The 25,110-nt window shown below is 67.8% G+C and carries 24 protein-coding genes and 2 pseudogenes; 8 read left to right on the top strand and 18 right to left on the bottom strand.

All coding sequences use genetic code 11. From position 1 onward, the window contains the following. Window positions 1–25: 25 nt before the first annotated feature. Window positions 26–1,225: a ScyD/ScyE family protein gene (locus tag ACIBBH_RS28580; RefSeq protein WP_399409429.1), complete on the bottom strand. Its 1,200-nt coding sequence runs from the start codon at window positions 1,223–1,225 to the stop codon at window positions 26–28. A 271-nt stretch (window positions 1,226–1,496) separates the two neighbouring features. Continuing rightward, window positions 1,497–2,008, bottom strand: a pseudogene (locus tag ACIBBH_RS28585) (hypothetical protein). A gap of 283 nt (window positions 2,009–2,291) precedes the next feature. Between ACIBBH_RS28585 and ACIBBH_RS28590 the strand changes: the two are divergent. Continuing rightward, window positions 2,292–2,927 carry a hemerythrin domain-containing protein gene (locus ACIBBH_RS28590; protein WP_399409431.1) on the top strand — a complete coding sequence of 212 codons (636 nt, stop codon included), beginning with the start codon at window positions 2,292–2,294 and terminating at the stop codon, window positions 2,925–2,927. A 134-nt stretch (window positions 2,928–3,061) separates the two neighbouring features. Here the strand turns inward: ACIBBH_RS28590 and ACIBBH_RS28595 are convergent, their stop codons facing one another. Both ACIBBH_RS28595 and ACIBBH_RS28600 read right to left on the bottom strand, forming a co-directional pair. Next, complete coding sequence (locus tag ACIBBH_RS28595; RefSeq protein ID WP_399409433.1) at window positions 3,062–3,292, bottom strand: hypothetical protein; 231 nt, start codon at window positions 3,290–3,292, stop codon at window positions 3,062–3,064. Then, the gene (locus ACIBBH_RS28600; RefSeq protein WP_399409434.1) at window positions 3,285–3,446 is read right to left on the bottom strand and encodes a hypothetical protein; all 162 of its coding nucleotides are present in this window, start codon (window positions 3,444–3,446) and stop codon (window positions 3,285–3,287) included. The genes ACIBBH_RS28595 and ACIBBH_RS28600 overlap by 8 nt, the downstream gene beginning before the upstream one ends. A 712-nt stretch (window positions 3,447–4,158) precedes the next feature. Here ACIBBH_RS28600 and ACIBBH_RS28605 point away from each other — a divergent pair. Beyond that, window positions 4,159–4,743 (top strand): DUF3291 domain-containing protein, encoded by a 585-nt coding sequence (locus tag ACIBBH_RS28605; RefSeq protein ID WP_399409436.1) that lies wholly within the window; start codon window positions 4,159–4,161, stop codon window positions 4,741–4,743. A gap of 150 nt (window positions 4,744–4,893) precedes the next feature. Here the strand turns inward: ACIBBH_RS28605 and ACIBBH_RS28610 are convergent, their stop codons facing one another. Then, on the bottom strand, window positions 4,894–5,319 hold the full coding sequence (locus ACIBBH_RS28610) for a MarR family winged helix-turn-helix transcriptional regulator (RefSeq protein WP_399409438.1): 426 nt from the start codon (window positions 5,317–5,319) through the stop codon (window positions 4,894–4,896). Window positions 5,320–5,395: 76 nt separating this feature from the next. Between ACIBBH_RS28610 and ACIBBH_RS28615 the strand changes: the two genes are divergently transcribed. Further along, entirely contained in the window at window positions 5,396–6,067 is a 672-nt protein-coding gene (locus ACIBBH_RS28615; protein ID WP_399409440.1) for an MBL fold metallo-hydrolase, read from the top strand. A 535-nt stretch (window positions 6,068–6,602) separates the two neighbouring features. Here the strand turns inward: ACIBBH_RS28615 and ACIBBH_RS28620 are convergent. The 3 genes from ACIBBH_RS28620 to ACIBBH_RS28630 form a co-directional block, all read right to left on the bottom strand. After that, on the bottom strand, window positions 6,603–7,121 hold the full coding sequence (locus ACIBBH_RS28620; protein WP_399409442.1) for a hypothetical protein: 519 nt from the start codon (window positions 7,119–7,121) through the stop codon (window positions 6,603–6,605). Then, window positions 7,114–7,689, bottom strand: coding sequence for an NAD(P)-binding domain-containing protein (locus ACIBBH_RS28625; protein ID WP_399409444.1), 576 nt, complete (start codon window positions 7,687–7,689; stop codon window positions 7,114–7,116). The genes ACIBBH_RS28620 and ACIBBH_RS28625 overlap by 8 nt, the downstream gene beginning before the upstream one ends. A 388-nt stretch (window positions 7,690–8,077) precedes the next feature. After that, the gene (locus ACIBBH_RS28630; RefSeq protein ID WP_399409446.1) at window positions 8,078–10,873 is read right to left on the bottom strand and encodes an AAA family ATPase; all 2,796 of its coding nucleotides are present in this window, start codon (window positions 10,871–10,873) and stop codon (window positions 8,078–8,080) included. A gap of 214 nt (window positions 10,874–11,087) precedes the next feature. On the opposite strand from ACIBBH_RS28630, the gene ACIBBH_RS28635 reads away from it, so the two are divergent. Further along, on the top strand, window positions 11,088–13,343 hold the full coding sequence (locus tag ACIBBH_RS28635; RefSeq protein WP_399409448.1) for an NACHT domain-containing protein: 2,256 nt from the start codon (window positions 11,088–11,090) through the stop codon (window positions 13,341–13,343). Between the two features lie 84 nt (window positions 13,344–13,427). On the opposite strand, the gene ACIBBH_RS28640 is transcribed toward ACIBBH_RS28635, so the two are convergent. Both ACIBBH_RS28640 and ACIBBH_RS28645 read right to left on the bottom strand, forming a co-directional pair. Then, window positions 13,428–13,844: an HNH endonuclease gene (locus tag ACIBBH_RS28640; RefSeq protein ID WP_399409450.1), complete on the bottom strand. Its 417-nt coding sequence runs from the start codon at window positions 13,842–13,844 to the stop codon at window positions 13,428–13,430. Between the two features lie 316 nt (window positions 13,845–14,160). Continuing rightward, the gene (locus ACIBBH_RS28645) at window positions 14,161–15,069 is read right to left on the bottom strand and encodes an ATP-dependent DNA ligase (RefSeq protein WP_399409452.1); all 909 of its coding nucleotides are present in this window, start codon (window positions 15,067–15,069) and stop codon (window positions 14,161–14,163) included. Between the two features lie 100 nt (window positions 15,070–15,169). Between ACIBBH_RS28645 and ACIBBH_RS28650 the strand changes: the two genes are divergently transcribed. Then, entirely contained in the window at window positions 15,170–15,697 is a 528-nt protein-coding gene (locus ACIBBH_RS28650) for a DinB family protein (protein ID WP_399409454.1), read from the top strand. A 55-nt stretch (window positions 15,698–15,752) separates the two neighbouring features. Here the strand turns inward: ACIBBH_RS28650 and ACIBBH_RS28655 are convergent, their stop codons facing one another. The 8 genes from ACIBBH_RS28655 to ACIBBH_RS28690 all read right to left on the bottom strand — a co-directional run bounded on the left by ACIBBH_RS28655 (window position 15,753) and on the right by ACIBBH_RS28690 (window position 22,914). Then, window positions 15,753–16,121 (bottom strand): hypothetical protein, encoded by a 369-nt coding sequence (locus tag ACIBBH_RS28655; RefSeq protein ID WP_399409456.1) that lies wholly within the window; start codon window positions 16,119–16,121, stop codon window positions 15,753–15,755. Window positions 16,122–16,177: 56 nt separating this feature from the next. Next, complete coding sequence (locus ACIBBH_RS28660) at window positions 16,178–16,723, bottom strand: hypothetical protein (protein WP_399409458.1); 546 nt, start codon at window positions 16,721–16,723, stop codon at window positions 16,178–16,180. After that, complete coding sequence (locus tag ACIBBH_RS28665) at window positions 16,654–18,030, bottom strand: hypothetical protein (RefSeq protein WP_399409460.1); 1,377 nt, start codon at window positions 18,028–18,030, stop codon at window positions 16,654–16,656. The genes ACIBBH_RS28660 and ACIBBH_RS28665 overlap by 70 nt, the downstream gene beginning before the upstream one ends. Continuing rightward, complete coding sequence (locus ACIBBH_RS28670; protein ID WP_399409462.1) at window positions 18,027–18,260, bottom strand: hypothetical protein; 234 nt, start codon at window positions 18,258–18,260, stop codon at window positions 18,027–18,029. The genes ACIBBH_RS28665 and ACIBBH_RS28670 overlap by 4 nt, the downstream gene beginning before the upstream one ends. Next, window positions 18,257–20,029: a hypothetical protein gene (locus ACIBBH_RS28675; RefSeq protein ID WP_399409464.1), complete on the bottom strand. Its 1,773-nt coding sequence runs from the start codon at window positions 20,027–20,029 to the stop codon at window positions 18,257–18,259. Before ACIBBH_RS28675 ends, ACIBBH_RS28670 begins: the two co-directional genes overlap by 4 nt. Before the next feature lie 91 nt (window positions 20,030–20,120). Then, window positions 20,121–21,101, bottom strand: coding sequence for a hypothetical protein (locus ACIBBH_RS28680; protein WP_399409466.1), 981 nt, complete (start codon window positions 21,099–21,101; stop codon window positions 20,121–20,123). Window positions 21,102–21,144: 43 nt separating this feature from the next. After that, on the bottom strand, window positions 21,145–21,537 hold the full coding sequence (locus ACIBBH_RS28685) for a site-specific integrase (protein ID WP_399409468.1): 393 nt from the start codon (window positions 21,535–21,537) through the stop codon (window positions 21,145–21,147). 483 nt (window positions 21,538–22,020) lie between these two features. After that, window positions 22,021–22,914, bottom strand: coding sequence for a hypothetical protein (locus ACIBBH_RS28690; protein WP_399409470.1), 894 nt, complete (start codon window positions 22,912–22,914; stop codon window positions 22,021–22,023). Window positions 22,915–23,036: 122 nt separating this feature from the next. On the opposite strand from ACIBBH_RS28690, the gene ACIBBH_RS28695 reads away from it, so the two are divergent. The 3 genes and pseudogenes from ACIBBH_RS28695 to ACIBBH_RS28705 all read left to right on the top strand — a co-directional run. Next, entirely contained in the window at window positions 23,037–23,312 is a 276-nt protein-coding gene (locus tag ACIBBH_RS28695) for a hypothetical protein (RefSeq protein ID WP_399409472.1), read from the top strand. 127 nt (window positions 23,313–23,439) lie between these two features. After that, window positions 23,440–23,766: a hypothetical protein gene (locus tag ACIBBH_RS28700; RefSeq protein WP_399409474.1), complete on the top strand. Its 327-nt coding sequence runs from the start codon at window positions 23,440–23,442 to the stop codon at window positions 23,764–23,766. Window positions 23,767–24,032: 266 nt separating this feature from the next. Further along, window positions 24,033–25,052 (top strand): annotated as a pseudogene (locus ACIBBH_RS28705) (polymorphic toxin-type HINT domain-containing protein); the annotation flags it as partial. Window positions 25,053–25,110: the final 58 nt, after the last annotated feature.

Genomic DNA, 25,110 nt, shown 5'->3' on the forward strand with positions numbered 1-25,110 from the left:
CCGCGAACGAGATGACCGGACGGGCTCAGCCGATCTTGACGATCTCTCCGTCGCCCGTAGCTCCGATGTCCGAGGAGCTGGTGCAGGCCGGCGCGTCCGTGCAGGCCGGCCACATCATGGTCTTGTTCGCCACGTAGACGGAGCCGTCGCGGCCCGCCAGGAAGCCCGTGGGCGAGAACAGCTTTCCGTCCGCGAGGACGGTACGGGAGTTGTCGCGGTGGTTGATCTGGATGACGTTGCCGACCGGGTCACCGGTCGGCAGGAATCCGGTGGTGTCGAACTGGGTCACGTAGAAGTCACCGTTGGCGCCGAAGCCGCAGCCGCTGATGGCGCTGAAGCCGCTCTGCCAGACCTTCAGCTTGCCGGTTCGGGGCGAGTACCGGTACACGTTGGCCGCGGTGGCCGAGTTGCCGTGCCCGGTGATCTCGCCGACGTACACCCCGCCGTCCGGGCCCACGGCGACGCAGGTGGGCACGGCGTCCGAGCCGGCCGGGGTCTTGGGGACGAAGGCGAGCACGCGAACGCGGCCGTGTCTGTCGACCGAGTCCAGCGTGTTCGACGCCGCGTCCACCAGGTAGAACCCGCCGCCCGGCTTCGTCGTCAGCGCGTAGGGGTTGGAGGCGGGGAAGTTGCTGGACAGGTCCTTGTGGTCCTCCGACCACTGCCAGTTGACCGAACCGGGGTTCGCGAGCACCTTGCGCTGCCCGCCGGTGACGTCCATCAGCGACCCGTACTGCTTGCTCAGCACCGCGGACAGGTCCGTGGGCAGACCGGACGGGACCTGCTCCGGCGACCCGGCCTCAAGCGTGTACACATGGCCATTGGGCCCGACGGCCAGGCCGTTGGGGCCGATCGTCTCTTCCTGGTTGAAGGTCGTCGGCAGTCCCTCGGCGGTCCGCACCGGCGCGCCGGAAGAGATGTCCGCGATCGACCCGGTGAGGCCGTAGCACCTGGTGGCGAAGCCGGTGCCCTGGCAGTCCGTGGGGGTGGCCCCCGCCTCGGAGACCAGGAGGTGACCGTCAGGTCCCCAGGCCAGGCTCCGAGGTGAGTTCAGCCCGCTGGCCACCACGGTGACCGGTGCGTCGCTGGTGAGATGGCTGGTCGGACGGGGCGATTGCGTGGCGGCCTCGGCCGCCTGCCCGGATGGCCCGGCTCCCAGGCCGACGAGCGCTGCTGCTGCCGCCACACCGGCGGCCAGCGTCCTGCTCGTTTTGAGACGCCGCATCTTGGCCTCATTCCCTCCGGTTCGAGTGAAACCACGACTCGATGACTGGTATTCACACAGGACGCACCGGGACCGACTCGCACTGTTGCGGTATGACCCGCCCCCTGCATCTTGTTCTGGCGCCTCAGCATCGATCACGTGACTTGTTTATGACTGCCGATCAAGTTGGCGCCGGCTTGGCGGCGCGCAGCAGGGGCGAGCCGGGCGGCAGGTCAGCGGCTGGAAGAGCCGTACGACGGGGTGCGTCGACCTTAACGGCCGATCATGGTTTTCAAGGTTCGGTTGGCCGGGGTGAGCCGACAGCCTCCAAGACCGTGTCCTGTGTGGTGAGGCGGACGAGTCGCTTGTAGCGGCAGACGGCTGCGGCGAGCCCGAGAGGGAGCGTTCGACGACCCGTCCGCGGCCTCCCGGTTGCTCGTTGGCGGCGACACCTTTGCCGGCGATGCGCACTCCGACTGAGACGCCGACGACGAGTAGGGGCAGTCCGTTCGCGTCCGACAGGACGTGCATCCTGGAACCCGGCCTGCCCCGGTCCACGGGGTTCGGACCTGTGGATGTCGAGATGCAGAGGCACGGTGGCAGGGCCCGCCGGGCGCAGCCGCTGACCAGGACGTAGATGATGGCCCCGAACAGCGCCTCATCAGGGGTTCCTTGCGTGCCACCGCCCTGTGGCCGCCGCACCTTCGGCGCGCGGTATCAAAGCTTCGCGATCTCCCACAGTCCGTCCGGAACAGTCCAGCTCCACGTACCCCGCCCCCTGCGAGGCCCAACGAGCCGCCTCACACAGGACACGGTCTCAGTTCTCTCACTTCCACGTCGACCGTGGGGACTTGGCCGGATCTGTTCCGCGACTCGAGGCCGGCTTGCGGCGGCGTCCGGCCGGCGAGGCGCAGACGGACTTCCCGGGTACGGTCGCGGTCGTCGGTCACATTTCTGAGCCCCGGCCTGTCATGGGGGTGAGACCGCGGATCGGCGCGACCAGCGCGGCACGGAACCAAGGGGACACGGCGGAAGAGACCGGATGCGAGGCATCCGGTCCACTGACACGGGAAGATCAGGAGAGACCATGGGCGACAGGCTCGACATGTCGTTGATGTACGCGATGCACAACGCGCTGCGGCGCGAGCTGGAAATCATGGCCGCGATCACGGGGCGCGTCGACGACGACCCGCGGCGGATCCTCACCGGCGCCGTCGGCTGGGAGATATTCAAGAAGGCCCTGCACATCCACCACAGCGCCGAGGACGAAGCGCTGTGGCCGGTGATGCGCCAGATGGCGGCCGACCGTCCCGACGACCTGGCCCTGCTGGACGCGATGGACGCCGAACACGCCGCCATCGACCCGCTCGTCGAGACCATCGACGCCGCGCTGGCCGACCCGGAGGACGGGCCTGAACGCCTCGCGATCGCCGTCGACGCCCTGGCCACCAACCTGACCGGACACCTCAAGCACGAGGAGGACCAGGCACTGCCGCTGATCGAGGACATCCTGACGCTGGAGCAGTGGCAGCACTACGGCCGCATCCACGGCGCCAAGACCGGGCCCGACGGCCCCCTTCTGACCCCCTGGGTCCTCGACGGCGCCGACCCGGACGCCGTCAACGCCATGCTCGCCGTACTGCCCGAACCCGTGCGCGCCGCCTACCACAACGAATGGCAGCCCTCCTACGCCGCTCTCGACAGGTGGAACAACAAGAGCTGAGACAGGGTCGAGGTTCCCTCGCCCGGCGCTGGTGGCCCCTCGTGCCTGAACGTGCGCGTTCCAGGCGGACAGATCCGGTGCATGTACGACGGACGCGGCCTCTGACGGCCAACACGGCTGGAGCCGATGGCCGTTCAGGGGCCGCGTCCGCATGCCGGGCTGCCGGTCGGGACCGTGCCCTGCCGCCGTGCCCGCGGAGCGGACTCGGCGGCGGCATCGCACGGCGGCCCGCCGCGGACTTCGCGTTCCCGGCCGGAGGGATCACATCTCCGGCCGGCGCTCTGCATCATGGCCGCACAGCTGTGGCCCTCGCTGCGGGCCTGCAGTTGCTCCTCGGAGAGGAAGTAGTCACGGGCCTCAACCACGGTCGTCCCGGAGACGTGCGAGTTCCGCTTCCCGCTCGCCGATGCGGGCGATCAGCGCTGCGCGGTCGTGGGCGGGCACAGCCCGTTTGGTCGCCCGCAGCTCCAGCACCTTCTGCCACCACCGTTCGCGCTCCTCGGGAGACGTCGACTTCACCCCGCCGCGCGAGCAAGACCTGACCGCCTCCGGTCTCGGTCAGGCTGCCTGACCGACCGCGAGTTGTCTCTTCTCAGTGAAGCCAGTCGCCACAGATGCCGCTGACCTGCGGGGACTTGATTGGCTGAGACAGCCGTCGCGTCCTGGGATGCCCCCCTCACCGGGGACGCCCCGGTTATCCCGGGTGCCTCCGAGGCGTAAGGCATGTTGGGCAAGTGCCCTTCAGGCGAAGTGCCTTACAGATGTCCGAGGGGTGCAAGGCAAGTTGGGCACGAGTTGGACGGGCGGCCGTGCGCGTCGGGCTTGGCGTCTACGACGAGCCGATCCGCTTCAACATCCTCTTGCCGGACTACGTTGCCGGGCATCTGCCGCTAGCTCTGCGCGCGTAGGTCACGCTTTTGCTCAGCCGGCGGTGTGGCGACGTCCAGGCGGCGCTTCGCCGCCTCAGCTCCGCGGGGGCCTCTGCAAGAGGCCACTTGGACAGGGAAAAGGCAACTTCGACAGGGCCTCCAGTGGGGGCTATCTTCTCCTGACATTCGGCGCCGCCCGCAGTCGCACAGGGGTTCCACCAGCCTGAGTCACCCGCAAGGGGATGAGTCGATCACGCCCACAGCTCCCCGCCCCCACGCGCAGGCCACCGAATCGAGTCCACGCCCAGACAGCGAGAGCGTCAGGGACTTCCAGACCAGGCTCCTCGGCCAAGGAGAGACGCATGCACCATCTTGCTCTGTACACGTTCGGCGTCCTGAAGTCACCCCTCACCGATCCCGCACGTCTTACGAGGGAGTTCCACGAGAGCGGTGAGGCCGTCTACCGGGAGATCGGCCAGCACCCCGGATATATCGCTCGTGCTGAAGCGGCAGATCGCAGCCTGGGCGCACGGACGGATTTCGACTCGGACTGGGGTGAGTGGGGAGAGTTTGCTGTTCCGGCCTGGTACGGGAAAGGCCGCACTGTGGAAACCACCGCCCTGGCCGCGACCCTCTCACTCTGGACCGACCTGCGATCCGCCTTCGACTCCATCTACACCGGTCTGCACCGCGCGGCGCTCAACAGGCGTTACGACTGGTTCGAGAGGACGGGACACCCGGGTTACGTGTTCTGGTGGGTCACCGACGGCACGATACCGACCTGGCAGGACGGGGTTTCCAGGCTGGAACACCTCCACGACCACGGCTCCGCGCCGTACGCCTTCACCTTCCACCACTCGTTCGATCCGGGCGGAACGCCGACCGGGCTCAAAGGCATCGGACCGAGGAGCGACCTGTCCGTGACCGACTCGCCTACGTGCAGCTGACGATGTTCGAGGTGGCGTGCGCACCCTGTGGGACTGATGCCGGAGACCCGTGCCGGTCGAGCACGGGAAAGGTCATGGAGAGAAACGCCCTGCGCCGCCTTCAGACAGGCCCGCCGGGCTGCCGGGAGGTGCTGTACCTGCTGGGGACGGTCAGCTGTGATCGCCGTACCGGGCCAGCCGTTTGAGGAGGGCGACGGACTCCGCGAGCTGTTGCTGTTCGGCGGGGGACAGCTCTGCCCTGATGGCCTCGGCGAGCCAGTCGGCTCGGCGGCCGCGGCGTGCCTGGAGCGCCTGCAGGCCTGGATCGGTCAGCATGACGAGGACCTTGCGCCTGTCGTCCGGATGGGGCTTCTGGCGGGCGAGGCCTAGGTCCACGAGTTGGCCGACGACCCGCGCCGCCGTCTGGTGGCGGACCTGCTGCCGGGCCGCGAGCTCGCTGGTGGTCATGGGCCCTTCGCGGTCGAGGTAGCCCAGTACCGCGGCCTGCGTCTGCGGCATGGCGTCGGTGGCCCGTGCGCGCCGCACCAGGTTTCCGACGGCGGCTCGCAGGTCGCTGGCGATCTCCTGCTCGTTCACAGCATCACCGTACCCACAGGATAGCTATACAGCAATGCTGTACAGTTTGGCTGTACAAACAGGAGGGAGACCAGTCATGCAGATCACCTCACTTGGGCATTCCTGCATACGACTGCAGCACGAGGGCTGCACCGTCGTCATCGACCCCGGCTGCTTCAGCGATCCGGACGCGCTGGAGGGAGCCGACGCGGTGCTCGTCACGCATGAGCACATCGACCACTTCGTCCCCGACCGGCTGCGGGAGGCCAGCGGCGACATCGACATCTGGACCAACCCGGCGGTCGCCCGCCACCTCACCGACCTCGGCGGACGCGTCCATACCCTCCGGCACGGAGACACTTTCGACATCGGCCCTCTCGAATTCCACGTGTACGGGGAAAAGCACGCCACCATCCACCGCGACTTCGCCGAGTTCGACAACGTCGGCTTTCTGGTCGACGGAGTCTTCCACCCGGGCGACGCGCTCACTGTCCCGGAGGAGGACGTGCGCACGCTCCTCGCACCGGCAGGTGCGCCGTGGGTGAAACTGGCCGAGGTCGTCGACTACGTCAGGGAGGTCGGACCCGGCGACGTCTTCCTCGTTCACGACGCGGTGTTGAGCGCCCCGGCGCTGAGCGCCCACACTCAGATCCTGAGCAGCTTGGTCGGCGGACCGCATGGGCCGGCCGTCCGCACCTGGTCCGCGGGGGACGAAGTCGACCTGTCCAAAGCCGCCGGCTCCTCGAGCCAGGCGGGTCCTCGGACCTGACGGCTGACCGGGCCGAGACGGAGCAGATGCCTCGGCCAGGGCCACACCGGCGGCACCGGCTTGTCGTCGGTCTCACGCGGCAGCAGCGGCGGCTGCCGGTGCCGGTAGGTCCTGGGGAGTGAGATATGCGCAGGGTGGTGGGCTGACCGACACCGAGAGGGCCGCGCGGGAGCGGATCCGGTTGCAGGCTGTCGTCCGCTTCGAGGCCGGGGAGAAGAACCGAGAGGCCGCCGCCGCGCTGCGGATGAAAGAGCGGGATCACGTAAGGCGGACGCGGCTGGACATCGATCGCGGACGGGTCGAACCGCTCCCCACGGCTGTACCGGACCCACGGGATGCGCACACCCCGCCTCTTCTTCGGCTTGGCCAAGGCTTCCCCTCCCCGTACCACGGACAAGCTCCTCCCCGGGGATCTTCCCCCAAGCCAGAAGTCATACCGGCCGAGACTGAAGCTCTGCGACGTGGCCGGGGCGGCTTGGATGCCATCGAAAGCAAGGACGTCGCCTCACGGTGCGAGCCCGGCCCCGTTGCGCGATCAGAGGCGGTGTAGTGGAGCCGTGCTGTCGACCCAGTGCCAATTCACGGGCTGCCACCGCTTCTTGAGGGCAGTGCGTTCCTTGGCGTAGGAGCGCAGCGCGTCCTCCACCACCTGGCCGAGGTCGCCGAGGGAGGCGGGGCACGGGATGCGGAGCATCAGGTGCTGCGTGCGGTGCACGAGGATCAGCTCCCCCGCAGGGGTGCAGTCCGCGAGCGTGAAGTGCTTGAGCAGCTTGTACCGCGCCTCTTCCAGGTCCAGTCGTTGGGCTCGGATTCCCGTGGCTGTCCAGGCGAACAATCCGTACCGGTTGAGGTGGTAGATCCGCTCGCGTGCGGGGTCGGCGGCGATTTCGAAGCAGAAGCCGGTGAAGGGGCTGTCGCGGTGCAGGTGCATGCCGCCGAGCTGGCCGACAATCTCGCCCTTGTCGCTGACCAGGACGAAGGCGAACCGCTGGCCCCGGCTGCCGCCCCGGTAGATGTGTCCGTAGACGGGGACGACGAACAGGTCCTCACGCACCACCGCGGGCCGGCCGAGCCGAGCGTCGTGCCAGTCCAACTGCCGCCCTGTCTGCTCGAGCTCGGCGAGGTGCTCGGTCGACGGGCACGCGGTGGTGGGCGGCGAGGACGGCGCGGTAGCGGGCGGTGTCGGTCGCCGATCCGATGCCGTACGTGGGGGCGCCGCTGATCGTGCCGAAGAGGAGTGCCAGGACGTCCACGGGGTTGGTCACCATGACGACGGGGCGCGTGTAGCCGGCCGGTGTGCAGCCGAGTTCGGCGATCAGGGGAGCGTTCGCGGCGAGTCCGGCCATGCGCACGTTGCGGGTGGCGGTGTTGGTGAATGTGGCACGAGGGCACATCACCACGGCGTCCGCCTGGTCCAACTCGGCGGCGGTGACCGCCTGCACGCGGGTATCGGCGTGGACGACGTGGGCCATGTCGCCCAGATCAGCGACCAAGCCTGCGGCGCTCTCGGCCATTCGGGAGGTGATCAGCAGCCGGTCACACCACGGCTCGCCGACGAGGAGCGCGGCGATGGTCTGACCGATGGCGCCGGCGCCGACGATGCCGACCGTGTGGCCGGTCACCGGGCCGCCGCCCGAGAAGCTCGCCGTCCGCTATGAGGCGACCGTGCTGGTCGCAGCTATCAACGAGTGGCTGTGACCAGCTACTTTCGAAACGCACCCTAGGTCGTTTAGGGACGAACACACCACCACGACTCCGCCCAGGGCGCGTTGGTGGATGACCGGCACCGCCGCGATCAGTTCCTCGGAGGTTTCGTCGACCTGCTGGTGGAAGAGTCGGTGAACTGGCCGGCCGGCGCCGCCTGGACCACCTTCTGCTGGGCGAGGTCGATGGACGGTAAAACGCATAACGCACCCTCCACCGACTGTCCCCGCGGGCGTCGTGGACGGCCACCGGTGCGGTCCCTGGCAGTCGGCGAGGCGCTGCCGCAGCCCGGTGCGTGGGGGAACGTCATCGGCTGGTCACGGCCAGGCGACCGGCGAGTTCGACGCGGGAGCGCACGGACAGCTTCGCGTAGATGTGGCTGAGGTGGTATTCGACCGTCTTGACCGACAGAAACAGTGTGGCCGCTACTTCGCGATTGGTGTGCCCTTTGATGACGAGCACTGCCACCTGCATCTCCTGTTCCGTGAGGTCGACCGGTGCGCGGTTGCGGCGGTTGGACGTCCCGAAGCCTGCCGCCCGGAGCTCCCTTTCGGCAAGGGCAGTCCACGGATCGGCACGTAACCGCTCGAACACCTGCCGGGCGGCGGTCAGTGGGCGATGTGCGGCACGGCGCTTTCGAGTTCTGCGCAGGAACCGCCCGTAAGCCAGCTCCGTACGAGCCCTGGCGAAGGGGTCCTCCAGGTGCTCGTGCAGTTGTAGCGCGCCCCGGTAGGCGTGCTCAGTGGCTTCTTCACCATGGTCGACAAGCCCTCGGCATCGCTCCAGGACGGCCTTCCCCCAAACCGACGGGGCGCGTTGGACCTGTCCTCGGAGCTCGGCCAGGCCCGCACGCGCTGCCGTGGGGTCGCCGGCGGCCAGGTTGGCTTCGATCAGGTCGGGCTGGTGCTGCAGCACCGTCGGTTCCCGCAGCTCCAGATCGCTCAACTGCCGCTGGAGATCGTTCAGACGTGCGGCGGCTTCCGCGTACCTGCCGGTCCCCAGGTCGAGCAGGCCGAGCGCTGCTTCGATGTAGGGGCTGACCAGCTCCGCGCCTGTGCTGTCGAGCAGTTCACGGAACTGGGCCGCGTGCTCGGTACAGAGCGCGGTGCGTCCCTGTGCAGCTTCGATCCGGGCCAGCGTGGACAGCGCGTAAGCCTGCAGGACCGGCTGTTCGGTCTCAGCCGCTAGGCCTGCTCCTTCACTGGCCAGGGCATAGGCTTCGTCCCAGTGGCCCGTGCGCAGTTTCGTCTCGGCGAGGACGGTCAGATACGGCGCGAGCCGTTCAGAGGCGCCGGCGCCGCGCGCACCTCGCACAGCCCGCTCCAGCAGGGTCCGGGCCGCCGGGTACTGCTCGAGCCACATGAGGTCCATGGCGAAAAAGCTCGTCACCTCGACGCCGATGGTGAGCGGGTCGGTGGAGTTGAGGAAGTCCTCGCAAGAGGCGAGAACAGCGGCTGCCGAGGTGCGCTCACCGGAGAGCATCAGAGTGTGGGCCCTCATGACGGCGGCGGAATGATCACGGAGGGGGAGGGCGTCGCTGCGGCGGGTCAGAGCAGCGGCCCGGTTCGCGGTCTCACGGGCTCGGCGGATCGCGCCGCCCATGCACGCTGCCCCCGCGGCAGCGACCAGCAAGGGCACAGCCTGGTCCGGTTGGCTCTCTTCGAGCCCGGCCACCACATCGACCAGCTGGTCGTGGACACTGCGAGGTGGCTGACGCACCAGCAGGATTTGGCTGCGCAGCCGGGCTGTTTCGGCGAGTACGGCCGTGTCCTGTGTGGCTTCGGTCGCCGCCTTGGTCAAGTTCAACGCCTGATCGCCTCGACCGGCGAGTTGGGCCGCCTCGGCCGCGGCGAGCAGATAGCGGCCCCGGTCAACGGGAGAGGAGGTCAGGTCGGCGGCGCGCTCGTATGCCCGGCAGGCAGCAGGCAGGGCGCCTCGGTCGCGGGCCCGCGCTGCGGTACCGGCCAGGGCGACCGCGGCTGCCGTGTCCGGGCCTGCCGCCGCGGCGGCCAGGTGCCAGCTGCGCTGGTCACGGTTCACAGCGCCGTCCCGGTCGGTGAGCGCCGCAGCCAGGGCTCTGTGCGCCTGCCGTCGTTGGTCGGGCGCCGCCGTGTGGTAGGCGGCGGCGCGCAGCAGTGGATGGGCGAACCTGACCCTGCCACCGGACATCTCGATGACCCCTGCGGACTCGACCGGCTGCAGGACGTCGGCGCCCAAGTCGAGGCCGTGCAGCGCTTGCGACAGGACGGCTGCATCCTCGGTGTAGCCGGCGGCCAGAACGGTCACTGCCCGGCGACTCGGCTCCGGCAGGGCTGCCAACTGGGTGGAATAGGCAGCGGTCAGCCGTGGGCCGACCGGCAGCGGGCTCTGCGCTCCCCGTACGGCCCACGGGGATCGGCTTAATGCAGGTGCGGCTTCAAGGAGCGCGAGCGGGTTGCCCGCGGTCTCCCTGTACAGCCACTCGAACGGCTCGCCTTCGGCTGGGACGTCAGCCACCTGCTGGACCAGCGCTGCGGCAGCCGCAGGCTCCAGCCCGGCGAGATCCAGCGTCGGAAGGCCGGCCTGGCTGAATACGCATCGCTGGCCGTCACGTGCCGTGACCAGTACGGCTACCCCCTCGGCCTTCAATCGCCGAACAGCGAAGAGCAGTGCTTGGGCACTGGCCTCATCCATCCAGTGCGCGTCGTCCACGGCGACCAGCACCGGGGCCGTTGCTGCGGCATCGGTGAGGAGGGTCAACACGGCCGCTCCCAGTGTCAGCCGGTCTGGTGTTCCCGCCGACTCCAGTGACAGGGCTGTACGCAGCGCCCGCGCCTGCACCGCAGGCAGCCTGTCGATCAGGTGACCCACGGGACGCACGAGCTCGCCGAGGCCGGCAAAGGCGAGTTCGGCTTCCATTTCGATCCCACGAGCCTGCAGTACGGTCATGCCCTCGGCCCCGTCCACCGCATGCTCCAGCAACGCGGTCTTGCCGATGCCCGGTTCACCGCGGACCACCAGTACGCCGCTTCGGTTCTGTCGGGCATCGGCAAAGAGGTGCCGGACCTTCCCCAGCTCCTTGGTGCGCGACAGCAGTCCCGTCCGCCCATGCCTGCACGCCATTGCTCCCCCACTAGCCACAACCATCAGTGCCGACAGGCACACCCGCCGTCACGATTGTCGCCTCACCAAGGCCGCTCCCGCAGGACTAGGGAACATCCTGGTCCGCAATCTCCCCGTCCAGGCGAGCGTTGACCCGAAGCCCCGTCGGGCTCCGGCCACGGGGGCGCACGAGAGCAGGCATGACTGCCGTCAGAGCGAAGCGAGGTATGGGGACATGCGGCGTCCCTCGCAGTTCACCACTGTGCTGATCTTCATCATCACCGCACTGGTACTTCCCGTGGTCACCAACGTTGCCAGCGCTGCCCTTCCGGAGAGAATCAAGCCGTACGTGTGGCTTGCCTGGCCCGCCGCAGCAGTGTCCGCCGTCGTGGCAGCTGTGCTGGACACGCGCCGCCACCGTGCCTCCGCGACGGCGCCCGGGGGCGGGACGCAGGCCGACAACGAACATCGCCTTCGCCGCGCGGTGGACGACCTGGCTCGGACCGTGCAGCGTCAGTGGACCGCTGAAGCGGGGCTGCGGATGCTGCACCGGCCGCAGCCGTTGCACCTGCGCTGGGCCTCCACCGGCCGACCCGTTTCCGCCGGCGCTTCCGCGGTCCTCGGGCACGATGTGGTGGGCGGCCGGCCACTGCGGCTGCGGCTGCGCGGCGGCAGCGGGGACATCGTCACCGCGTTCACGCGGTTGCCCAGGCGACGGCTGGTCCTGCTCGGCGATCCGGGGGCAGGCAAGACGGTGCTGGCCATCCTGCTCACGCTTGGCCTGCTGGACCAACGGTGCACACACGGCGGGCCGGTGCCGGTGCTGCTGTCGCTGTCGTCGTGGAATCCGCGCACCGAGCATCTGCACGCATGGGTGACCCGACGGCTGATCGAGGACTACCCGGCCCTCGCCAACGAGGACGTCTTCGGCCCTGCGGCCGCCGCCCGACTCGTCACCGGCGGTCACATCCTGCCTGTCCTCGACGGCCTGGACGAGATGCCTGTCGGCCTGCACACCGAAGCCATCGACGGAATCGACCGGGTCCCTCCGGCGAGTCCCGTGGTGGTCACCTGTCGCAGCGCGGAATACGAGGCTGCCGTCGCCGCCGGGGGGATGGTGCTGAGTACCGCGGCGGTGGTGGAGCTGGAACCCGTGGGAGCTCAGGAGGTCATCACGTTCCTGTCCGCCGGGAGGGTAGCTGGGGACGATCGCTGGGCGCCACTGCTGGCCAGGCTGCGCGAGCGTCCCGGCGGGCCGCTCGCCCAAGCGCTGTCGTCGCCGCTCATGACTGCTCTCCTGCGCACCGTCTACACCGATCCGGCCGCCGACCCGGCCGAACTCCTCGACTCCGACCGGTTCCCCGACCGGTGCGCCATCGAGGGGCACTTGCTGGAGGCGTTCATCCCCGCCGTCTACTCTCACCGCCTCCCGTCGCCAGGGGCGGACGGGCTCGATGCGGCGCCACTGCGATATCCCGCCGAGTCGGCCAGGAGGTGGCTGACCTTCCTCGCCGGCCACCTCCAGCAGCATCGGACCCACGACTTGGCCTGGTGGCACCTACACCGTACCTTCCCCCTGGTCGGACGTCGGGCGGTCGGGCTCCTGCTGGGCCTCGTCAGCGGGCTCGTCGCGGGTCTCGGCGTGGGGGTGGGAGTCGGGCTGGAGGTCGGCCTCGCGGCCGGCGTGGCCGGCGGGTTCGGTGCCGGGCTGGTAGCCGTGCCTCCGTCACACCCTCTGAACGCCAGCTTCCGACTTCGGCGAGGTCTGACGTCGTTGGGGAGGAGGTTCGTGCCGGGACTGGCGGTCGGTCTCACCATGGGGGCTGGTGCCCTGCTCGCCTTCGGCGCCGTTGTCCGCATGGGCGCCACGCTCGGAGGCGGACTGGAGACCGCGGTGAAAGTCGTCTGTGTGACAGGGCTCAGTGCCGGCTTCACCTTCGGCGCCATGATGTGGCTGAACACCCCCGCCGATGCGTTGTCCTCACCGGGTTCACGGTCCGTCCTGCGGAGCGATGGCCTGGTCACCGCCATCCGCATCGTCGTGGAGACCCTCGGATCTGGGCTGCTGGCAGGGCTGGCGACAGGACGGTACGGGTTCTCCATTGCTGTCGGATTCACCTGGGCACTGGCTGCGGGGTTGGGAGGGGGTCTGGCTCTGGGACTTGCCGGCAGATGGGCGGGCAGGTTCCAGACCGGGCTGGTGGGGAGCGCGTGGAGCTGGTTTCTCCTCACCCGCGTATGGCTGGCTCTTCGCGGCCGACTCCCCTGGCGACTGATGCGATTTCTCGACGACGCCCACCGGCGCGGCATACTGCGGCAGGCGGGAGCGGTGTACCAGTTCCGTCATGCCCGGCTACAGGACCACCTTGCGGCACAGGAGTCTTCGGCACCGCAAAGCAACCCGATACCGCACCTGCGCACTCCCGCAGGGTCACATCAGCCCGTCAGGGCTTCGGGCGGTCAGGGTCGGGTAGCCGGAGACCATTGCTGATCCCCGGCCCCCTCAGAACCGGACGTGTGAGCTTTCCCCGCATCCGGCTCAAGCAAGCCCCATGGGCTTCGCAGGTCAGCAGGGTTATGTGGCCCGTTTGCCGTCCCCAGCGTGGTGCTGGCGGTGGCATTCGGAGTGCACGAGGTGAAGGTTGTTCCGCTCGTCCGTGCCGCCGTCTCGCCGGTAGGTGAAGTGATGCTTGTGGAGCATCTTCTTCGAGGCCGCGAACCAGTTGATCCACTCGCGTGGGCTGTCCGGTTCGTACTCGGCTCCGACGATCAATGCCTGCTTGCAGAGAGGACAGAGCCCCTGCTGCCGAACCGGCAGGAGAACACTCGTCTTGTCCATCGGCGGCGGCGCTTTCCTGCGGCGGCGGTCCCGCCAGTACTCGGTCAGCGCGGGGTCGTCCGGGGACGCTCCGCCCTTGACGAGCTGGTGGCGGACGATGCCGGTCCAGGCGAACTTGATGAGGAAGGCACCGCTGTCGCGGTCGCCGAACACCCACCGATCTCGCCGGGATGGGTGGAACTGGCCGAAGTACCGGGCCACGACCCAGTGACTCGACTTGTTGCGGTGACGGCGTTTAGCCCACCCTAGGGACTGCGCCCGCATACGCGAGGGAAAATCGCCCGCCCGGACGCCCCGGGATCACCGCCGGGCCATGGTCGGGGCGACCACGAACCCCACCATGAGGCCGACCACGTCTCCACGCATCACGGGCACCCCCGACCACGGCTGGCCGGACGGGCGGCGGCGTGTCCCAGATGACAGCGAATTCGAACATGCGCGTCGGCGGGGCCGCCGCGCCGTGCCGTCGTCAGCGCGGCGGCGATGACAGGCCGGGGACGTCGGCGGGGGAGAGGTCGGGGCGGGCACGGTGCAGGCGTGCGGGGTGACGCCACCGGCCGGAGGCGTCGCGGGCGACGTCGACGCCGACTTCCACCAGCGTGACGTCCAGCATCTCCCGGCTGCCCCACCCGGCGGAGAACGACAAGCCCTGCCACGGATGCCCGCCCTGCGCCGGGACGAGTAGCCCGGCGACTGTGCGGCTCGCTGTCTGGGCGAGAGTCGTGGTGCGGCCGGCGTACTGCAGGCGGCCGCTGTCGTCGAACCTGCCGAGCAGCAGGCCGGTGGGAGCGGCGAGTGTGCCGGTGACCGCGCCGACGATCGCCTCAGTCGTCTCGCGCACCTTGTACTTCCGCCAACCGCGCACGCCAGGCTCGTATACGCCATCCAGCCGCTTGAAAAGCACGCCCTCCATCCCGGCCGATGCCCACGTCAGCCACTCGCGCACGGTGTCCTGGTCGGTGGTCGAGGGGCACAGCACCCACGGGGCGGACAGCCGGCGGGCGGCGAACACGGACTCGAGCGCGGCCCGGCGCCGCCAATACGGCCATCCGGTCGTGTCCGTCCCGGACAGCCGCAGCAGATCGAACGCGACGAAGTGGGCCGGCCACTCGGCAGCCGCCCGGGCCGCCCTGGCGCCGCGCCGCTGAAGTCGGTTCTGCAGTTGCTCGAAGGCGAGCCGTCCCGCGGCGTCCCATACGACCAGCTCGCCGTCCAGCGCGGTCGCGTCCGGCAACTGTGCGGCCCCGGCCCCAATCTCCGGAAACGCCGGAAGCATCTCGGTGCCGTGCCTGGAGCGCAGCACTACTCGGCTTGCGTCGACGGAGACCAGGGCGCGGAACCCGTCCTTCTCCAGACTTTGACGTGTCTCATGAGACATGGTGGTGGGCGTCGCTGGCTCGCCTTGCAGATGGATGGGACTGTGTTCGTCGCCAGCGAAGACGACCGTGGGCCATGCTGGCAGCTGCGAGGGTGTGTGCATGAATATGACACCGGATGGACGACCTATCCCGCCCCCGCATGCCGACGAGCGCGCCATGCTGGAAGCATGGCTGGACTTTCACCGCGCGACGCTCGCCCTGAAGTGTTCGGGCCTCAAAGATGATCAATTACGGATTGCTGCAGCGTCACCCTCGTCGATGACGCTTCTCGGCCTCGTTCAGCACATGGCTGAAGTGGAGCGCAACTGGTTCCAGCGCGTATTCGCAGGTCAGGACTTGGCGCCGGTTTTCGGGGAGAGCAACCTTGACGGTTTCAGGCTTCGGCCGGAACGAGGACTGGATGAGGCGATGAATGCCTGGCAATCGGAGATCGCCCGGGGCCGCGAACTGATCGCTGACGCATCGCTGGACGACGACGGGCGCCTGCCCGAGCAGGAAGCGGGTCACGTCGGCGATCAGGGAGTCTCCCTGCGCTGGATCATGGTGCACATGATCGAGGAGTACGCACGTCACAACGGTCATGCCGATCTCATCCGAGAACAGATCGACGGAGCTACCGGCGCATGAAATGTGCTAGCGCTGCCATGCCCCGAGCCATCAGTCGTTGGCACGGTGCCGGAGGTCATTCCCGCACTGCGTGCCCGCGATCGAGAGGGATCACCACGGCTGACCGTTTCGCGAGTTGATCGCGGAGTGCGGCATTCTCGGCGAGCAGGGCCGCGATGACCGTGGCGGCGGCGTCGACTTCGTCTTGGAGGCGTTGTCGCTCGTGTCGGTTGTCTCGCAGTTGGCGGCGGAGGCGGGCGATCTGCGCGGCCTGGGCCTGGTCGTGTTTGCTTGCCGCGCTCTGGCTGACGTGGTTGTCCCAGTCGACGAGCACTGCAGTTGCCCGGTTCATCGTGGCCCGGCTGACGCCCGCCTCCCGCCAGAGGTTCTGCTTGGTGAGCTTGCCGTCGGTGCGGATGGGCCGACCAGTGAAGAGCCGTTCCATGGCTTCTCGAAGGGCCTTCTCGGCCGTGGGTGAGGGGCCGGGCCGGGCAGGGGCGGTCATGTTTCCCCCGACTTGGTGAGCGCGACCTCGATGTCGCGGATCTGCTGGTCAATCAGGGCTCTGCGGTTCGCCGGGAGTGTGGGGAGACTCCGCAGTTTGGTCAGGGAGGCGTGCTCGGCCCGCCAGATTGGCAGGTGCTCCAGGGCGATGATGCTGTTGCTGCAGCGTGCAGGCTGACAGCGGTCGATCAGTGGCCCTCGGTGTCCTGGGGGCACGATGGCGTCTTCGAGGCACTTCGCGCCGACGGGGTTGTTCTCGTCCAGGGTGCAGTGGTTGAGTTTTCCGAACCGGATCGACAGGTGCGTGCGTTTGAGAAGGCCGTGTTCGACGCGAATGTCCCCTCGTTGGGCCTTCCCAGTCGCTCGGAGGGCTTCGGCCTTCTCCCGGACGGCAGCGAAGGCCAAACGCATCTGGTCAGCGCCGGGCCCGAAGCCGATAGCCTCGCCGCGGCTGTCGGCGTCGAAAAGGTCCCTCAGCCGTTGGAACCGACGTTCGGCGATGGCGGTGGTGAGGAGGCGGGCCCAGGAGGGGTCGTGATCCATGTAGCCCTGGGTCCAGCGATTGGCCAGGGCTCGGGTGGCTGCGTGCTTGAGCTGCATGCCGACGGCGATTTCCGATCCGGGGTAGTCGCGGGTGAGCATGGCCATGGTCCGGCGGAACATGTGCGGGGTGACCTTGCTGGGAGGGATCTCGGCAAGACCGGTGATTCTCCGGTGACGGTTGACGTGCTTGATGAAGCATGTGATAGCGGTCTGGCTGGTGAAGCCATTGCCGTGGAAGCTCGCGGAGTGACCCCCGCGAAGGCGAGGGTGTCGTTCATCGACAGGTGCATGGCGGTTTCGATGGCCTGCGCAACCGGTGTGATGATCCACCAGTGGGCGGTGGGCAGGTCGGGATCGAGCTTGCGTTTGACCGACTTCACTGCTGGGGTGCCGAAGTACTCGGTGAGAGCATCTTTGGTGATCTCGCGGATCTCGCAGTCACGCATCATCGACAGCGCGGCGACGAAGACATAGCAGGCATTGCGCAGGGCCAGGCATTCGATTGCGAGTTCGCGGGGTTGGAGACTGTCGTGCCAGGGGCCGCGGCTGTCGTCCTCCCTGGTCACCTCCCGCAGTCCGTCGATCAGACTGGTGCGGATGCGGCCCTCGGCAACGAGCCGTTCGGCGGTGGCCCGGCGGGCCAGGCCGGCGCGGTTCTGCTTGGTGAAGAAGGCCATCTTGCGGGACTCGAAACCGATCAGGAAGGTCAGCAGCTGCCAGTTCACCGTCAGTCTCCCCGTGAGCTGGTGCACTGGGACCTTGTTGCCGGGATCGGCGACCCACGCGGTGAAGCGGGTGTCCGCCTCGGCCGTGGACAGCGGGTGGGCTTCGGCCTGAAGACGGTGCCAGTAATCGAGTGCGCGCAGGATGTCGGGGCCGAAGTCGTTGATGTAGGTCCATGCAGCGCGGACAAGCGGGAACCAAGTCTCCGGCCTGATCACAGGGGTCTTCAGTTCGGGGACGGTGGGGTGGTCGACGACGGCGTTCGTGCTCCTGTCGGGCCAGGGATCACGTGCCAGCCCGCTGCTGGCCAATGTTCCCCGGAAACGGTGCAGGGTCTTGATCACATGGACGTGTCCGGTGGCGCTGGCCGCTTCCCCCTGCTGACAGCGGTGCTCGATGTAGGTCTTGAAGTCGTCGTCGCTCCAGTCGCCGACCCATGGGGCAAGCTGCCGGGAGACACCGTAGGCGTGCAAGGCTCGCAGGTGTCCGATGCGCTGGGAAACCGTGTGCGGTGCCACCGGGTCGGGCGGAAGATGCAGCCCGCGGGCGAGTACGGCTGGGTGGCGCGGGTTGAACCAGATCATGGCCATCTCCCGAGCCAGGAGATTCCACTGAGGGTCCAACTCGCGGAAGTCACGCGGAAGCCGGCGGCAGCCAGGTTCGGGGCCCTGCGGACGATGCCGTTCAGGTCCCAGCAGCCGGTGTTGCCGAACAGCGGCGGACAGGCGCCCTCCAGGACCGGGTGGGACTGGATGACGGGCTCGTCGTCCCGGAAGACGGAGACGGGCAGGGCGAGCGGCAGGCGGCTGATCATGCGTCGAACTCCACGTGTGCCGAGAGGGGAAGAGGCAAGGCTGCCTTGCCTTCGGCGATCTGGCGGCGGGCCTGAGCGATCTCTGCGTCGGTGCGGGCCTTGATCGCTTCGGTGACGTTCACGCGGCTCTGTCCCCAGAGCGTGTGGAAGAGCTGAGGCGACAGTCGCAACTGGAGGCGTTCGAGATGGTCAGAGAAGAGCAGAAGCTGCGGGAGGTTCGAGGGCAGCACGAACGCGTTGCGGCATTCGAGGCAGCGGGTGGGGGCGACCGGGCAGAGCTGGCCGGCGCGTCCGTAGGGAGAGGCGAAGGGGTCCCTGCAGCTGGAGACGCCCATGTCGAGCTGCCCAGTGCGGAGCTGTTCGACCTCTTCCTCCAACAGCCCCAGGGCGGCGGCGGAACCCGGCTGGCCCAGGGACTGCTCGGCTTCCTCTCCCAGCACGACGGGACCAGCCACCGCTTTGTCGAGCCAGCGCCTCTGTGCTGTGGTGATCACGCTGCCGGCGATCATCTTCAAGGTCGTGCCGTGCGCGTAGTGGCGGTGGAAGGTCTGGACCGAGTGGTCGTCGGCGATGTCACTGACGCGGCCCTTGAAGGCGATGGCCTTCTCGACCTTGCTGGACTTGCGAAGGCGCCGGATGTCTGGCTGGCCGTCGACTGACAACCCTCGCTCCCGCAGCCAGCCGGCGAAGGTCGACGCCCGGTCGAGCCTGGCGGGTGTGACCTGCGGCCAGAACATCGCGGCCCGCAGGAACAGCGGGACAGGTGAGATGCCGAACCGCTCGGCCAGCGGCCTGTTCAGTTCCAGCAGCCGACGGCAGATCTCCCCGGCATCGAGCCGGGGCCGGGCCGGGTGCAGCAGAGCCGGGCTCGCCGGCTCCGGTGTGCTGAACGCCTGGCGCATTCGGGCGCGTGCCCGGCCCTTGCTGAAGTCGATGGTCACGCTGGAGGAGCCCAACTCGATGTCCTGCTCGGTAAGCGCGGTCACTTCCTCCGGGGCCCGGCCAGTCGCTGCCATCAGCAAGATCCGGTAAGCCTGCAGATCGGAATTGTGCAGGAACAACTGCCTCACCAGGCCCCTGACAACGGCGGCCTTCGCGGCGACTGGGCGGGTGCCGGCCGGTGCCAACTGCCGCAGGCTCGGCGGCATGTCCCGCCAGGACGGCAGGGCCTTGCTGATCTCCGTGCAGTTCAGGGCATCGTGGGCGATCACCCAGAGGAGGTTGGCCTCCTCGGTCCAGCCGCCCTCGCGTGGATCGCGGCCGTGGGCCGCGAGGTCCCAGCCTCGGGCGAGGCGCCTCTCGACGTCCAAGCGGGCGGTCCAGGCGGCCTGGACGATCTTCTTCCTGTCGGCCCGGGAGAACTCGTCCAGCTCAGTGGTCTCCCCCCGGCGCAATCCCAGGGCGCCTTCGAGCCAGCCGTGCAAGTGTCCGGCGACCACACGCTCGGCGTGGAGCGACCGCCGCCCGATCAGTGTCCTCAGCCGACCCGCATGCCAGGCCGGACTTCGCGAGCCGGGCCTGTGCCGGGACGGCAGCAGACGGACCCATTCCGTCACCGCGTGGTGCAGGTCCGGGTCGGTGCCCGCCAGACTCGCCCGGTGCGGCCGGGGGACGGTGGCATCGACGTGCGTGCAGAACGCCTCGATCGTCTGCCGGTAGTGCGTCGCCGAGGTCGGCCCGTAACGGGCGTCCTCCACCAACTCCACCCACTCGTCGGCGAGTTCCCCGGCCAGCGTCGCGCAGGTGAAGCGTGCCGGATCGAACGTCACCGTCCGAGGGCGGCCCTGTCCGTCGACCGTCGACACCTCTCGAACGCCGACCCGGGCCGGTGCCACTGGTCGAGGAACAGGGGCGGGGAAATCACGGGTGTAGTGGCCGCGTCGGGGCATGACCGGCGTCCTCCAAGTCCATCAGGCTGCGGGCGATCGTGATGTAGGAGGCGCCGCCGGCGGCCGTCCACTCGCGGAAGGCGTCATCCACCTCCCGCATCGGGTCCTTCAGGTAGCGGATGTAGCGGTAGGTGGTCGACGGGTGTGCATGGCCAAGGCGGCGCTGGACCACCAGCAGCGGATTGCCGGTCATGTGGTCCAGCAGCGTGGACATCGGCAGTCCCTGGTCCTCCGCGTCGTTCAGGGCTTCGCGCGTCAGGAAGATCAAGAGCCGCAAGGCGAAGGTGTGCCGAAGGTCGTGATAAACCCAGCACCGTCTGGGCAGCACCGGCGCGTGCCGGTCGCCGGCCCACGCCTTTATCCGGTCCCAGGCCCTCCAGCGGGTCTTGTCCCAAGCCGAGAAGGTGAGCATTTTGCCGCCCTGACCGATGAACAGCGCCAGCGGATCCAGGCCGTCACCGGACTCCCGCACCGCCAGACGTCGCAGGTCCGGTTTCATGTTCTTGATCGTGCGCGTGATCGTCAGGCCGTCGAGCACCCCGCGGACCCTCGTGCCGTCGGCCTCCAGCCGCTGGATCACGAACAGCTCTCGGTGCCGCCGTCGAAGTGAGCGCTGGGCCTTCGCCACGATCTCCGGACGTTCGAGCAGCAGGTAGGGATCAAGCAGTTCCATCGGGTCCGGCGCAACATAGACCGAGCGCGGCCGTCCGAACTTGGCGCAAGCCTTCAGCTCGACGTCCGCGAACGCCGGGCGCTGGCCATCCACCAGACCGAGCTCGGGCAGGAGCAAGGTGGACCACTCTTGGATGCGAATCCCCGTCATCAGCGCCAGTTCGCAGGCGGCGCGGTTTCGGTGAGGCCGCCAGCCCCGGAACGAGATATCCAGCCCGGCATCCGGAGCCAGTCCTCCGAAACCCACGTCCCGCAGGTAGAGGTACTGGTCAAGCTCCATGTGTCGTACGCGCAGGTCAGGGCGGATTCCGCTGGTGAGGTTGTCACGCCGGGGGTGTCGCCCGCCAGGGCTGCCGGGCGACGACACCGATCCGGATCAGATACCGGTAAAGAGACTCGATGCCGGCCCAGTCTCGGTCCCACGCGGCGTCACCGACGACTTCCTCCGCCGCGTCCTGCCGCCATAGACGAAACTCCTGAAGGTCTGTCTCCGTGACTGACTGCAGATCCGTCTCCCGGGCCAGCAGGAAGTGCAGCAGCATCAGTACGGAGTACGCGTACGACCGCATCGTCTTGGCATCCTTGCGGTCCAGTGCCAGTGACCGGAACCACGACGACACCGGCTCGACCGGGCGCATCGCTTCGTCCAGCAGGATCGGCGTACCCGAAGGCACCAGGCGCCGGGCGAACAGAGCTGACAGCTCCGTCTGACTCAATCCAGCGACCTGGCCGACCTTCCAGACCTTTCGCTGGTCGGTGAAGAACAGCTGCACGTGACCCCACAGGCATGTGTCACCACTCTGGCAACGTGCAGTCTTTCGGTGCCGGTCGAAGGTGTGCTGGGAGACGCCGCGATGTCACTCGGATGAGACAACTTCAAGTGTCTGGAGAACCATCCCACTTGGGCTCCGCCGCCCAGCCCGGCCGCAGCTCGGGCCCGGGCACGGGTGCGCTCAGCATGGGTTCCGGCGGCGTCCACGTCACACCGGATCCCTTCCACCGAGCGCTCCGGTGCTGTCCTTCTGCTGTTGACTACCGCTCTGCTGATACGCGGTCAAATAGCCGTGAATGGAGGGCTGGGGCGTTGAGGGCGAGCGGGGGTGAGTGGAGACGTTCACCGGAACGTCACGACCAGACAACACCGTCACACCGGCCGTCAGAAGCCCCCCGGTCGCTTCTCGTCGCGAGGTGCCGGGCGTTCACCCGGTGGGGACCGGGACGGCTACGCCGATTTCCCCCGTCACTGTGAAGTGCTGAGCAGGACACCCGTTCTTCGGTGCGGTCACGACCTGAGGGTTGCTCAGGTCGCCGTCCACTGCAGTGCCACGCAGGGTCTCCTGGGCACACGCCTCGTCGATGCCCGCGCTTCTGAGCTGCAGGGCTGAACCGTTGATGTACACCCGGACCGGGGTTGGCCTGGTTATCTTGGGTGGTTCTTCTGGTGGGTTCGAGGCCCAAACGAAGACTGCCAGGCACGCGGCGATGAGGAGACCGGCGGACATCAGGTTCCTCGTGAGCTGCTGGTAGAGAGTTCGGGACTGCCAGGCATTCGCCAGCCGGATGCACAGATCGGCTGTCTCCTCCAGCTCTTGTATCCGCTCGCTCAGAGCGGTGTCGCCTGGGCTCTGCTTCAGGCCTTGGCGGGCGATCCTGAGCTCTTTGCGCAGCTCAGTGGGGTAGGTGAGCGGGGCGGGAAGGTTCTGGGTGTTGGCGACGAGTTCTCGAAGCAGGTCGTCGGCGTCTGTCGAGGGCCCGGCCGCTTGGATCGTCGAGGCCTGGGCCTGGGCGATCTGTGCCTTCACCTCACGCTCGCACAGATCGCCCCAGTTCAGTGCTGGAGCGATCAGCACCCTTGAGGCCTGCACGATGAGGAAGCCCGTCGCTATCAGAGCCACCACAGCCGCCCCCAGCGCGACAGACAAGTAGTTGCCGTCTTCCACCTTTGTCACGGCCTGCAGCTGCAGTCCTGCCACCAGCAGGGTCCCGATGGCAGCGAACGCGCTGACCATCCAGCGTGCTGCGGACCGAACGGAGGTTCCATGGTCTTCGCTGACGGGGTCAGGAGCGGCCTCAGCGGGTTCCGATGCGGCCATGGAGGCCCTCCAGAGGTGTTGGCAAGGGTGGCGGCGGGCACGATTGGCTCAATGTAGCTACACGATGGACTACTGTTGTGGGCATAATTGTAGGTACATTCTCCTGGAAGGAGGTAGCCGTCATGCCCACACTCGGTGTTGCGAACGCGCGCATCGTGACGATGAGAGAGTTGGCCAACAGTGCCAGCCGGATCATGCGGGAGTTGAACGATCAGAACCAGCCCGCGATCGTCACGAAGCACGGGCGGTTCGTCGCCCTCATCCAGCCCCTCGAGGGCGCCCAGGTCGAGGCCATCTCGCTTCGGAAGCTGGCTCTGCAACTCCCGGACAGCGATCAAGCGCAGGACGATGCGGTCAGTGGCGCAGACGCCTTGCGGGAGCTGGGCCTGGGTAGTTGACTTCCCTATCCACGACACGCTGTGACTGGGCTATAACTGAGGGGTGCCCATACCCTTCTGGTTCAGCAGGCGAGCCCTGCGAGACGCCGCCCAGTTGGACTTAGACGTCCGCTTACAGTTGCTCCACGTGATCCAGCACGAGCTTTCCCGAGCTCCAGACTCGGTGGATCCTGACGAGGGACGGCTGGACAAGGGCTACCTCTATCGACGTGGGCTGACCAAGGCGAAGCGCCAAGAACTCGACGCGGCTGATCGACAAGGGCGGGACCTTGACGAGGGCCCACCCGGCAGCCACCCGTGGCAATACGTGATCATCTATCGGTCACTCAACTTCACGGAGTGCATCAAGTACCAAGAGAAAGCGGGCATCATGGTTGAGCGCATCGTCAGCGAAGCGGAAATGGCCGGCGTCTTCCTGATCGAGAGCGGACTTCCGTACTCACTCCTTTCTTGACTGCACACCGGGTACGGCGCGAGCTCGCCTGCGCCTGGTTGACGGGGTGAGTCGGGGCGGTAACCCATGTTGGCAGGGACCAGTGTTTGGCTGATGGCGAGCCACTCCGCCGCGAACGTGCCGCCACTGTGACGGGGGAGGGCCACAGCGTGGCGGACATGAGCACGTACGGGCACCAGGCGGACCTGAATGCGGAGCAGTTTGGGGGAGGACAAGCAGACCGACGCCGTCGGTGAAGGCCTGGCGGCCATTGCTACGCGCTGCACCTGACCCACATAGGCGCCCGAGAATACGACCCGGCCATCGGGCAGTTCCTCAGCGTCGACCCGATCCTGACCCTCGACCAGCACCAGTCCCTCAACGGCTACGGCTACGCCAACAACTCACCCGTCACCTTCAGCGACCCCGACGGCCTTCGGCCCATCACCGCCTGCGAGTACGGCTGCAGCGACGGCGGCGACACCTACCGGGACTGGATGACACCGAACGGCGACGGCACCTGGCGCTACCACCACGAGGAGACCCACTACGTCTACACCTCGACGGGAGACCTCCACACCGTCGTCAAGATGGGCAGCGACCTTCCGGCTCTCGGGAAGACCATCCGCTTCAAGGCCTACAACCTCAAGCCTCAGAAAACGGTCTTCAAGGTTCTCGCCACCACCTTCCTGCCCGACCCGACAGCCTGGAAGGACTGCCTTTCCGGCTCAGGCGTCCCAAGTTGCCTTATTGCCGGCACGGACCTCCCCCTGGGCAAGGTCTTCAAGCTGGTCCCCGACTCGCTGAAGAGGAAGGGTGCCAAGGCCGTCGAAGGCTGGATAAGCAAGGTCCTCAAAAAGGGATGCAAGTGCTTCCTCGCCGGCACCGACGTCCTGATGGCCAACGGCAAGACCAAGGACATCGAGGACATCAAGGTCGGAGACAAGGTCCGCGCCACCGATCCCGAAACCGGTAGGACCGTCTCCAAGCGGGTCACCCGCCGCATCGTCACCGACAACGACAAGCACTTCAACGAGCTGTCCATCGCCACCAAGAACGGCATCGAGAAGCTCACCGCAACACACGAACACTCCTTCTGGTCTCCCTCTCAGCGTGACTGGATCCCCGCCGGCAAACTCCGGCCCGGCATGACCCTGCGCACCGACGACGGCACCACCGTCATCGTCACCGCCAACCGGTCATTCACCAAGCGCGCACGCACGTACAACCTCACCGTGCAGGGCCTGCACACGTACTATGTGCTGGCAGGGGCTACACCGGTCCTCGTTCACAACAGCAATGGCTGCCCCACTGGGAGGTTGTCGGACCCCCTGCCCAGGGGGATGAACAACAAGATCGCTTCGG

It is taken from the genome of Streptomyces sp. NPDC051636, assembly GCF_044453765.1.
GTDB lineage: Bacteria > Actinomycetota > Actinomycetes > Streptomycetales > Streptomycetaceae > Streptomyces.

What these genes read in the sequence shown, in the direction of transcription:
- ACIBBH_RS28580 (WP_399409429.1), bottom strand. Translation starts at nt 1,225, where the DNA reads ATGCGGCGTCTCAAAACGAGCAGGACGCTGGCCGCCGGTGTGGCGGCA.
- ACIBBH_RS28590 (WP_399409431.1), top strand. Translation starts at nt 2,292, where the DNA reads ATGGGCGACAGGCTCGACATGTCGTTGATGTACGCGATGCACAACGCG.
- ACIBBH_RS28605 (WP_399409436.1), top strand. Translation starts at nt 4,159, where the DNA reads ATGCACCATCTTGCTCTGTACACGTTCGGCGTCCTGAAGTCACCCCTC.
- ACIBBH_RS28615 (WP_399409440.1), top strand. Translation starts at nt 5,396, where the DNA reads ATGCAGATCACCTCACTTGGGCATTCCTGCATACGACTGCAGCACGAG.
- ACIBBH_RS28630 (WP_399409446.1), bottom strand. Translation starts at nt 10,873, where the DNA reads ATGGCGTGCAGGCATGGGCGGACGGGACTGCTGTCGCGCACCAAGGAG.
- ACIBBH_RS28635 (WP_399409448.1), top strand. Translation starts at nt 11,088, where the DNA reads ATGCGGCGTCCCTCGCAGTTCACCACTGTGCTGATCTTCATCATCACC.
- ACIBBH_RS28645 (WP_399409452.1), bottom strand. Translation starts at nt 15,069, where the DNA reads ATGTCTCATGAGACACGTCAAAGTCTGGAGAAGGACGGGTTCCGCGCC.
- ACIBBH_RS28650 (WP_399409454.1), top strand. Translation starts at nt 15,170, where the DNA reads ATGAATATGACACCGGATGGACGACCTATCCCGCCCCCGCATGCCGAC.
- ACIBBH_RS28655 (WP_399409456.1), bottom strand. Translation starts at nt 16,121, where the DNA reads ATGGAACGGCTCTTCACTGGTCGGCCCATCCGCACCGACGGCAAGCTC.
- ACIBBH_RS28660 (WP_399409458.1), bottom strand. Translation starts at nt 16,723, where the DNA reads ATGGATCACGACCCCTCCTGGGCCCGCCTCCTCACCACCGCCATCGCC.
- ACIBBH_RS28665 (WP_399409460.1), bottom strand. Translation starts at nt 18,030, where the DNA reads ATGATCTGGTTCAACCCGCGCCACCCAGCCGTACTCGCCCGCGGGCTG.
- ACIBBH_RS28670 (WP_399409462.1), bottom strand. Translation starts at nt 18,260, where the DNA reads ATGATCAGCCGCCTGCCGCTCGCCCTGCCCGTCTCCGTCTTCCGGGAC.
- ACIBBH_RS28680 (WP_399409466.1), bottom strand. Translation starts at nt 21,101, where the DNA reads ATGGAGCTTGACCAGTACCTCTACCTGCGGGACGTGGGTTTCGGAGGA.
- ACIBBH_RS28690 (WP_399409470.1), bottom strand. Translation starts at nt 22,914, where the DNA reads ATGGCCGCATCGGAACCCGCTGAGGCCGCTCCTGACCCCGTCAGCGAA.
- ACIBBH_RS28695 (WP_399409472.1), top strand. Translation starts at nt 23,037, where the DNA reads ATGCCCACACTCGGTGTTGCGAACGCGCGCATCGTGACGATGAGAGAG.